Source organism: Nostoc sp., from assembly GCF_036917095.1.
GTDB lineage: Bacteria > Cyanobacteriota > Cyanobacteriia > Cyanobacteriales > Nostocaceae > Nostoc.
On the sequence record NZ_JBALFH010000029.1, the window covers coordinates 1 to 6769 of the forward strand.

5 protein-coding genes are annotated in these 6769 nt (G+C 43.2%); 3 read left to right on the forward strand and 2 right to left on the reverse strand.

Going from position 1 to position 6769, the window contains the following annotated elements; genetic code table 11:
• Nucleotides 1-1790, forward strand: a 1790-nt coding sequence (locus V7L01_RS13740) for an AAA family ATPase (protein WP_335035572.1), incomplete at its 5' end; no start/stop codon positions are given.
• A gap of 32 nt (nucleotides 1791-1822) precedes the next feature.
• Here V7L01_RS13740 and V7L01_RS13745 read toward each other — a convergent pair.
• Nucleotides 1823-2137, reverse strand: coding sequence for a hypothetical protein (locus tag V7L01_RS13745; RefSeq protein ID WP_335035574.1), 315 nt, complete (start codon nucleotides 2135-2137; stop codon nucleotides 1823-1825).
• Nucleotides 2138-2485: 348 nt separating this feature from the next.
• Between V7L01_RS13745 and V7L01_RS13750 the strand changes: the two genes are divergently transcribed.
• Complete coding sequence (locus V7L01_RS13750; protein WP_335035576.1) at nucleotides 2486-3568, forward strand: class I fructose-bisphosphate aldolase; 1083 nt, start codon at nucleotides 2486-2488, stop codon at nucleotides 3566-3568.
• A 155-nt stretch (nucleotides 3569-3723) separates the two neighbouring features.
• Here the strand turns inward: V7L01_RS13750 and V7L01_RS13755 are convergent, their stop codons facing one another.
• Nucleotides 3724-4392, reverse strand: coding sequence for a ribonuclease T2 family protein (locus V7L01_RS13755; protein ID WP_335035578.1), 669 nt, complete (start codon nucleotides 4390-4392; stop codon nucleotides 3724-3726).
• A 192-nt stretch (nucleotides 4393-4584) separates the two neighbouring features.
• On the opposite strand from V7L01_RS13755, the gene V7L01_RS13760 reads away from it, so the two are divergent.
• Complete coding sequence (locus V7L01_RS13760; protein ID WP_335035580.1) at nucleotides 4585-5751, forward strand: pyridoxal phosphate-dependent aminotransferase; 1167 nt, start codon at nucleotides 4585-4587, stop codon at nucleotides 5749-5751.
• Nucleotides 5752-6769 lie beyond the last annotated feature (1018 nt).

Genomic DNA, 6769 nt, shown 5'->3' on the forward strand with positions numbered 1-6769 from the left:
CGTTCGGCGTGGCGTTCGGCGTGGCGTTCGGCGTGGCGTCCGGCGTGGCGGTAGGCGTGGCAGTAGGCGTGGCGTCCGGCGTGGCGGTAGGCGTGGGAACCACTATCAATTCATGGCGGCCTGTTTTATCCTTTCCATTTCTCATTCTTTGGAATTCTCTGCTCTATAGATTAGACAAAGGGCGTAATGGTAGAAGCTCTTGTTTATTGCGCTATCATTCCGCCTTTTGGGATGAGTGGCAGCGTTTACATCTGCCCCGCTTGGATGAACATCTCCTCTTCGTCATCGAAAATAACCCAGTTGAAGGAAAAGCAGCCCTAGAATATCTCAATACCAGCCCCCAGCGCTGGGCGGCTCAATCTGCACAGATTGAATTGGATGCACGCAGTTTACAAGGCTGTAAAGATGTTGAAGCTATCCGTAAAGCTCATCGCAGTCTGGTAACTAGCGAACTAAATAGTGAAATTAGCCCTCTACTACAAATCTTTAGCCGTATCAGTGAGGATGTAGATGCTGCTGTCAATCAAGCAAGTGCTTACAACCAGCGCTTAGTTCTCACATCTGTTGCAGATCAATTAAATCTACAGTTGCAGAACTTCGCTCGTAGCAGCGACAAATACACAGTCCGTTTCTACCCTATTATCAAAAGTTGGCGTGAGATAGTAACTAACTATGCAGATGAACTGGCCAAAATTACTGAACTGCGCCAAGAAATTGACTCGCCTTACATTACTGGGAATCCCATTACACTAGAGCAAGAAATCTTCATTGGGCGTAATGACATTGGCTTACGCATAGAGCAACTACTGCGCGATCGCCGTCGTCCACCTCTGCTACTATACGGTCAGCGACGCATGGGTAAAACTTCCCTCCTCAATAACATCGGAAAGTTACTACCTAGTAACATCATCCCCATATTTGTAGACTTGCAAGGCGCAACTTCATCAGCTAGTGACCATGCAGGTTTTCTCTACAACCTGGCTAGAGAGATGGAGAAGTCAGCGAAAAAGCAAGGTGTAACTCTACCATCCCTAGCCCGCGAAGTGCTACAATCTGACCCTTTCACCTATTTCTATGAATGGCTAGATAAAGTAGAACAGGCTCTAGAACAAAATACCGCTTTACTAGCGCTAGATGAATTCGAGGTACTAGACAACGCCATAGCCAAAGGTCGCTTTGATGAACAGGATGTTTTGGGAATGCTGCGTCACCTCATCCAACATCGTCCCCGCTTCAAGGTTTTACTCGCTGGCTCTCATACTATAAAAGAATATCAGCGCTGGGCTAGTTATCTCATTAATGTCCAAGTAGTGCATATCTCCTACCTCAAAGAAGCGGAAGCGCGACAATTAATTGAACGGCCCGTCAAAGATTTTACTCTTCGCTATGAACCTAACGCCGTTGAGCGAGTATTGCAACTCACGCGCTGTCACCCATTCTTAGTACAACTACTCTGCGCGGAAATTATTGTCCTTAAGAACGAGCAAGACCCCTCTATCCGGCGATTGGCAACTTTAGCGGATGTGGAAGCAGCGATACCAGAAGCTTTGCAAAGTGGCGGCTTTTTCTTTGCTGACATTCAAAACAACCAAGTTGATGCTACTGGACAAGCTCTTCTACGTTTTATCGCTACTCAAGGGGAAGGGGCTATAGTTAGCCGCCAAACTCTATTGCAACAATTCCCCGATGCTGATATTACTTTCAACTTGCTGTTGCAACGTGAGTTAATTGAGGAAGTTGACGACGGCTATGGCTTCCAAGTGGAGTTGATTCGTCGCTGGTTTATTTGAATCATGTCCGGTAAGTTAAATTATGACAAATACTACTTGTGCTGGCGTAATTGCTCTACTATATATTCTTCCAGTTCTTGTTTTTCTCTCTTACTAGCATTTCGTTGATAAGTTCTTCCGGTTTCTTGAATAAACCTACGTTTCTCGCTGGGAGAAGATTTGAGTTTACCTCCAGTTCCTTGCAGCTTTTGCTGTAATTCTTCCCAAGTCTTTTCACCCACACTTTCACCTAGTTTGACCAGTGCCTTTGGGAGTAACATTTTTGCCTCTCGTTGAAAATCTTCTTCTGTCTCAAGGGAAGCTAAATCTATATTGCTGAAGTCGATATCGATTTGAAACTTACTCATATAATTGAATTTCTTCTTTTAACGATTATTACCACAATGCCGATCTGCGAATATTAGTTCTCAACCTTATTGTTGTCAGACGCTCGGTATCAGAATCGAAATATATCAAATTATCAGTCTGCAATTCACCAAAATCCTCAAAAGCACGATTCTATCTTTGGGCATCTTGGCTCAATTCATCGTTATATCTCAGATAATCATCGATTTTATCGATTTTTAAAGAATGATTTAAGACTTTTATCCCAAAAGGAAGATACATCTAGTTAATGCAAGCCTAACCAAGTTACGAGTATTAAAAATGCTATCTTAAAGGCAAAGGTCATTTGCTCAATTTTTGAGGAAAAAACTATGACTACAACACTCATAGAGGCTAATTCTATTGAGTCATTGTTAGGTAAAGAGGCAGAAGACCTGCTTACCTATAAAGCAAAAGTTTCTCAGGATTTACTACATTTGCCAGGGCCAGACTTTGTAGATCGAATCTGGCTCAATAGCGATCGCAACCCTCAAGTATTGCGTAATCTCCAGTTACTTTATTCTACTGGTCGTCTTGCATATACTGGATATCTGTCTATTCTACCGGTAGACCAAGGGATTGAACACTCGGCAGGTGCGTCTTTTGCGCCCAATCCGATTTACTTCGATCCAGAAAATATTGTCAGATTAGCGATCGCCTCAAGTTGCAATGCGGTTGCTACCACTTTAGGGACATTAGGTATCCTTTCGCGCAAATATGCCCACAAGATTCCCTTTATTGCCAAAATCAATCACAACGAATTGCTGACTTTCCCCAATCAATTCGATCAGGTATTGTTTGCTGATGTGGAACAAGCTTGGAATTTAGGGGCCGCGGCGGTAGGTGCGACAATTTACTTTGGCTCAGAGCAGTCTACCAGACAAATCCAAGAAATCAGCAAAGCTTTTAAACGCGCCCATGAATTAGGGATGGTGACTATTCTCTGGTGCTATCTGCGGAACAACGCTTTTAAACAAGATAAAGATTACCACCTTGCGGCTGACCTCACCGGACAGGCAAATCATTTGGGTGTAACCATTGAAGCCGACATCATTAAACAAAAGTTACCAGAAAATAACAATGGTTATGGTGCAATTGCCAAAGCCACTGGTAAGAGTTACGGCAAAACCGATGAGCGCGTTTACACAGAATTGACAACTGACCACCCAATTGATTTAACTCGTTATCAGCTACTAAATTGCTACTCTGGGCGTGTGGGACTGATTAATTCTGGTGGCGCGACTGGTAAAAATGACTTTGCAGAAGCAGTTCGCACGGCTGTAATTAATAAACGGGCTGGTGGTTCAGGATTAATTTCTGGGCGAAAGACCTTCCAACGTCCCTTTGAGGAAGGAGTGAAACTATTTCATGCCATTCAAGATGTTTATTTATCGCCAGATGTGACCATAGCTTAGGAAGTCGAGAGATGAAGAAGCAGGGGGCAGAGGTGAGAATAAAATAATTACCTCTTTCCCCCCTGCCCCTCTGCCCCTCTGCCCCTCTGCCCCTCTGCCTCTTTCCCCCCTGCTCCCTGCCCCTCTGCCCCTCTGCCTCTTTCCATTCCCCATTCTTATCTAACGTTTCTCACTAAAAAATCTGGCTGACCACAACTTTTTTGCGATCGCTTTAAAATCTCCGCGCTACAAATACCAGCTTCTCCGTTTTTGGAATAACAAAAGAAGACTTCTTGCAAAAATCTTCCCGAACCAGAACAAAAAGGTGCTATACCATCAGCAGTAATTTTATTATTAGCACTCACTAACGAATTTTTAAAATTTGTAATTGTGGTACGCACGGGTTTATTAGGACGATTATAAGTTGCGGGAATAGCGATCGCATCTTTTAATTTTTTACTCAATGCCAAGTATTCCGCAGGAGTTTTACCCGAACAAGTACCATGTTTTTCCCATTCATGCTCGTAAAGTTTATTACTAGGATACAAATTGGGAAACTGCCGCTTTACTTCCGATGGTAATTTTTGCGTGGAACAATTAGCAGGATAACCAGCTTGGTACTGCGGCCACAAACCATGTAATACAAAACCAAGTTTCTTTCCAGAAGCGCACTGCTGTGGGTCACGAGTCCCATTTGTCGCACAATAATCCGGCGACCAAGAAAGTGTCAGTACATAAAAATCAAATTTACCCGGAGTACCGCGATTTTGAGCAATGGCAGCATTAGGTATAAAAAGACTAGTAATTAACAAAGAAGTTGCGATGAAAAGTTTCTTGAACTGCATATAAATAGTTAGCTGTCTTAAAACTAAAGTTATATACAGTACATTGTTAAGAGTCAAGGATGAAGAATCAAGGGTCAGGAATTATTCCCAATTCCCCAGTTCCCAATCCTCAACGAATTCAGAAAAAGCAAATCTTGGTAGGGATTCTGGGATATCCTTAGATAAGTGAAAGATTTGCCAAAAATAGTAAGAATGAAGCTGGCAGCAAGAGTAAGTCAGGTAACACCTTCATTAACCTTAGCGATCGCAGCCAAGGCTAAGGCACTGAAGGCAGAGGGAATAGATGTTTGTAGTTTTAGCGCTGGGGAACCAGATTTTGATACCCCAGCGCATATTAAAGCCGCAGCAGTAAAAGCTTTGGAAGAAGGCAAAACCAAGTATGGTGCAGCAGCCGGAGAACCAAAGTTAAGGGAAGCGATCGCCCACAAGCTTAAAATTGATAACGGTCTTGATTACAAGTCTGAGAATGTCATCGTCACCAATGGCGGTAAGCATTCTCTGTACAACTTAATGGTGGCGCTCATCGATCCAGGTGATGAGGTAATTATCCCTGCACCCTACTGGCTAAGTTATCCCGAAATGGTGACTTTGGTCGGTGGAGTCCCGGTGATTGTGCCTACAGATGCCACGACGGGTTATAAAATTACTCCCGAACAACTCCGTAAAGCGATCGCGCCGAAGACGAAGTTATTTATCCTCAACTCTCCATCAAATCCCACAGGGATGGTTTACACGCCAGATGAAATCAAAGCACTGGCGCAGGTAGTAGTTGATGCAGATATCTTTGTCGTCTCTGATGAGATTTACGAAAAGATTCTCTACGACGGTGCAGAACATATCAGCATCGGTTCTCTTGGGAAGGAAATTTTTGACCGCACTTTGATTAGTAATGGGTTTGCGAAGGCTTATTCTATGACTGGGTGGAGACTTGGTTATTTAGCGGGGCCTGTGGAAATCATTAAAGCAGCCAGTACCATCCAAGGGCATAGTACATCTAACGTGTGTACCTTTGCCCAATATGGTGCGATCGCAGCTTTGCAAAGTTCTCAAGATTGTGTCGAAGAAATGCGCCAAGCCTTCGCTAAACGCCGACAAGTTATGCTAGACAGACTCAACGCCATTCCCGGATTGAGTACTGCAAAACCAGATGGCGCTTTTTATCTGTTTCCTGATATCAGCAAAACCGGTCTAAAATCTTTAGAATTTTGTGATGCCTTGCTGGAAAAACATCAAGTTGCAGTCATTCCTGGAATTGCCTTTGGCGCTGATGACAACATTCGCCTTTCTTACGCCACAGATATGGCGACGATTGAAAAGGGAATGGATAGATTAGAGAAATTTGTCAAGTCGCGTATTTAATTAGTTGTCTGTGAGGAGATATTTACCAACTCTCCAACTTCTTAACTGCACCTCTTCAACTCAGAACGGGTGGAGTTCATTTTCAAGCTTGAAGTTCCGAAGCCCAAACTTCAAGCCACGCTGACTTTTCACGTTATCTGGAAAATCTCTCTCCTAAAAGGAGAGAGACTTTGAATTTTCCCCCTTAGAGGGCTATGGTGTACACACACTATTCAAGTTGGGAGGCATGAGCGCAATTTTTCAGCCGCGCATTATTTGAGACTATGCACTCATAGATTCAGAACTCAGCAAACCCAACGTCCGCCGATGAATAGACGATCGAATCCCGTGTAGGGAGCAGGTGAATTACTAGGATATGAATTGGTTGTACGGTTAGGAGTTATAGTTGTCATCGAAAAAGCCTCATTAGTTTCAGTTGGGGTACTATTCAAAAAATGATGTCTCGTGTTATGGCTGCGATCGCTTTTAGATCGAGCGTCGTGGCTCACTTTTCATCGTTAATTTCTGAAACACCAGCAGTGTCACATTTAATTGTGATTATGCTAATTGCAAACCCTTTTACCCTATGTTTCCCTTCCTGTTTCAGCCTTTACCTTCAGGTAGATTTTGTTCGTGGCTGTTCTTGAGGTTATGGTATTTAACTGGATTGAACGCAATCCGGCTCAGATTCAATGACTTTTAATATTGCAGACTATTCGGCCCTTCATGAGAGTATTCTTTTTCCCATTGACTCTGTAGGCAGATAACCCAGTAAGTATCCGGTTCTCCTTTGACCGTAGCTGCTCCTCTAGCTTGTTGGCAATTTTGGTTTTTAAATAAGCAAAGCTAATAACTTGTATCAGGTTTACTGAAGTAATAAAACTTGATTACAAATTGTAAAGCAGTGTAAAGTAGTTTCACAGGCAAAGACAAAACCGCCTGATTCATAAATAACTAACCGCACTTATAAAACCATGACAGCAACCTTACAACAGCGCTCAAGCGCCAATGTATGGGATCGATTCTGCGAATGGATCAC

What these genes read in the sequence shown, in the direction of transcription:
- V7L01_RS13745 (WP_335035574.1), bottom strand. Translation starts at nt 2,137, where the DNA reads ATGAGTAAGTTTCAAATCGATATCGACTTCAGCAATATAGATTTAGCT.
- V7L01_RS13750 (WP_335035576.1), top strand. Translation starts at nt 2,486, where the DNA reads ATGACTACAACACTCATAGAGGCTAATTCTATTGAGTCATTGTTAGGT.
- V7L01_RS13755 (WP_335035578.1), bottom strand. Translation starts at nt 4,392, where the DNA reads ATGCAGTTCAAGAAACTTTTCATCGCAACTTCTTTGTTAATTACTAGT.
- V7L01_RS13760 (WP_335035580.1), top strand. Translation starts at nt 4,585, where the DNA reads ATGAAGCTGGCAGCAAGAGTAAGTCAGGTAACACCTTCATTAACCTTA.